This is a genomic window from Daejeonella sp. (genome assembly GCF_044232565.1).
Classification (GTDB): Bacteria; Bacteroidota; Bacteroidia; order Sphingobacteriales; family Sphingobacteriaceae; genus Daejeonella.
The window spans coordinates 1-2813 of sequence record NZ_JBIILQ010000299.1; the positions used below are offsets into that span (position 1 = coordinate 1).

The 2813-nt window shown below is 37.6% G+C and carries 3 protein-coding genes; all 3 read right to left on the reverse strand.

Translation table 11 applies throughout. The annotated features are described in order from the left end of the window. A partial coding sequence (locus tag ACILQF_RS12370) for a hypothetical protein (RefSeq protein WP_395627710.1) occupies nucleotides 1-1007 on the reverse strand: 1007 nt, incomplete at its 3' end. Nucleotides 1008-1090: 83 nt separating this feature from the next. Then, nucleotides 1091-1630, reverse strand: coding sequence for a CopD family protein (locus ACILQF_RS12375; RefSeq protein WP_395627711.1), 540 nt, complete (start codon nucleotides 1628-1630; stop codon nucleotides 1091-1093). Nucleotides 1631-1665: 35 nt separating this feature from the next. Then, the gene (gene hemE / locus ACILQF_RS12380) at nucleotides 1666-2691 is read right to left on the reverse strand and encodes a uroporphyrinogen decarboxylase (protein WP_395627712.1); all 1026 of its coding nucleotides are present in this window, start codon (nucleotides 2689-2691) and stop codon (nucleotides 1666-1668) included. Nucleotides 2692-2813: the final 122 nt, after the last annotated feature.

Genomic DNA, 2813 nt, shown 5'->3' on the forward strand with positions numbered 1-2813 from the left:
TAAAGATTAGGAATTAATTGCTTTTGGTAAGAATAGCGAAGCATAATTAATTTTCTGTTCTTCTCAGTAAAACCAACATGATTAATGTGCTGAGAAACACTCTGATATAGCGGCATTCCATTGCTGGAAATAAACGACATCCCATTCCAGTATGTTCCCATTAAAGATCCATGATGGGTATCAATTCCAGCATTTAGAAACCAACCACGCCCTTTGCTAAAAGGCTGAATACGGGTAAAGGAAAAATCATTGAATCCCATCAAATAATTTTCGGATCTGATGGCATTCACAAAACCTGAAAGTGGGATTTTTATCTTTACACCCAATGCCGAGTTCACGAAAGTCTCGAGTGGTTCTGGAGTCAAATCTATCTGCCCTCCCTTATGAAAAACAGTCAATTGCAGTGGAATAGAAAGCTGAATCTTCGAATTTCTAATTAGTTTATAGTCGGCCGATAAACCTCCCAACACTTCTTCTTGAACCGGAGATGGCTTATAAATCATTCGCTTCCAATTGATGAATGCATCCAGAAACAAGGATTTATTCTCAATCATAAATTGAGTGCCGTATTCTACCGGCTCGGTAATTCTCTTCTCAAAATCAAAGAGAGGCTCTGCCATGCGATGGTGGATATTCCCTTCTAGAACACCATTAACAAGCGTGGTATTCCCATTTTTATATTTCACACTAAATAGTGGAAGAGTTCTATAAATACCGGTAGCCCCAAAATCTTTTTGCAAATGCAAGCCTGTAGTTATCACTAGACGCGGATGGGCAAAATAAACCAATTGAGGTTCAAGCTGAGTACCAAAAAGGGTATAGCCATCCTGAATTTTATTGAAATACTCATAGTTTCGCATAAAATTGAAACTCTGAACACTTAATTGAAGTTCTCCAGTTTTGAGACTATCCGGACGGATTCGGTATTCTAAACTATCGGTTGAGATTTGAGCGATTGAAGCATTAAAAATGCCCAGTAGTAATACAAATAGTAAAATTCTCTTCATTGGAAATAGTAAATCGGAAAAAATGCATTTCATTTCGGAGAAAACTTATTTAAAATTTACCGAAAACAGAAACCAATTTAGCTTTATTTTCCTTTTAAACGATAATACTTATAAATTTTAACGGCCGACATGATTACCGCACTAAATGCAATTAGTCCCGTTAAACCATAAATCCAATCCACCGCACTTTTCAAAATGACCGTAAACACGATAGCTACCAGAAATATAGTTGCCAATTCATTCCATAAGCGTAATTGAGTGGATGTCCAAGCAAACACACCTTGCTTAAGTTTATTCATGATATGTTGACACATGAAATGATAAATCAATAAACCAACAACGAATAAAAGCTTCACTAACATCCAGCTCATATTCAGCAAGTTAGGGTTTAGCCAAATCATGCCAATGCCGGCCAAGACTGAAAGCGCCATGGCGGGTGTTGTGATGATGTACCAAAGTTTATGCTGCATAATCTCAAACTGAGCTTGTAAGGTTAATCTTTCAGTATCAGGACGATCATTAGCCTCTACATGATAGATAAACAGACGCACGATATAAAACAAGCCAGCCATCCAGCTAACCACAAAGATGATGTGAATGGATTTTAAATATAAATAGGCCATATTCTGCTTGTTAAAATTATGAGCTATACCTTCAATTAATATCTAAATTCCTTCATTAATTGTACCGCATATTTCACGTTATCAAAAGGAATATCCGGCATAATACCATGGCCCAGATTGAAGATGAAACCATTTTCACCGCGCATTCGTTCAAATAAGCGATGTATTCTTTCCTTAATTACACTCTTATCCGCATAAAGAATATGTGGATCCAGATTACCCTGAACGGCAATACCAGCGGGAAGTTTCTTTTTTATATCGAGTAAATCTGCATTCCAGTCGACCGAGATCACATCCGGCTTTGATTCGGCCATCAATGGTGCAAAAACGGAACTCCCTTTACAGAAAGAGATAATAGGAATATCTTTTCTGTTTAGTTTAGAGATAATTTCAGTGTTATAACTATGAGAGAATTCTTTATAGTCATCCCAAGATAAAGCAAGAGCCCAGCTATCAAATAATTGTAAGGCATTTACTCCGGCTTCAATTTGAAGATTTAAATAATCTACTGTAACCTTGGCAATTTTGGCAAGCAATTGATGCGCTAATTCAGGATGATTATGTATCAGCAGTTTTGTTAATTTAAAATCTTTGGAAGAACCACCTTCCACCAGATAGCTCATCACCGTAAAGGGAGCACCCGCAAAACCAATAAGCGGAATACTGCCATCAAGTCTTTGCTGAATCACTTTTATGGCATCCGCAACATACTGAAGTTTATCATCCACATCGGTAAGAAGCCTGTCCACATCCGCCTGATTACGTACAGGATTTGCAAACTTAGGGCCAACACCCTGAGTAAAGCTCAAATCACCGCCCATTGCTTCTGCAGTAACCAAAATATCTGAGAAGAGAATGGCTGCGTCAATACCCAAAAGATTTACAGGCAGCATGGTCACATCTGCTGCAATTTCAGGGGTTTTACACATCTCCAGAAAAGAGTATTTATTTTTAATTTCCCAATATTCAGGCATAAATCTCCCTGCTTGGCGCATCATCCATACTGGAGGACGCTCTGTACTTTTTGAAAATGCAGCCCTTAAAAAGAGGCTATCTTGAATGTTACTCACGCTCAATTATTTTAAATTTCAGATTCGATCTTTTCGATAATACTTTTTACTCTTGCCGATATTTTAAAGGTTTTCGCCTTTTCAACATAAGCCTTTGCCTTTTCTTTATCCTT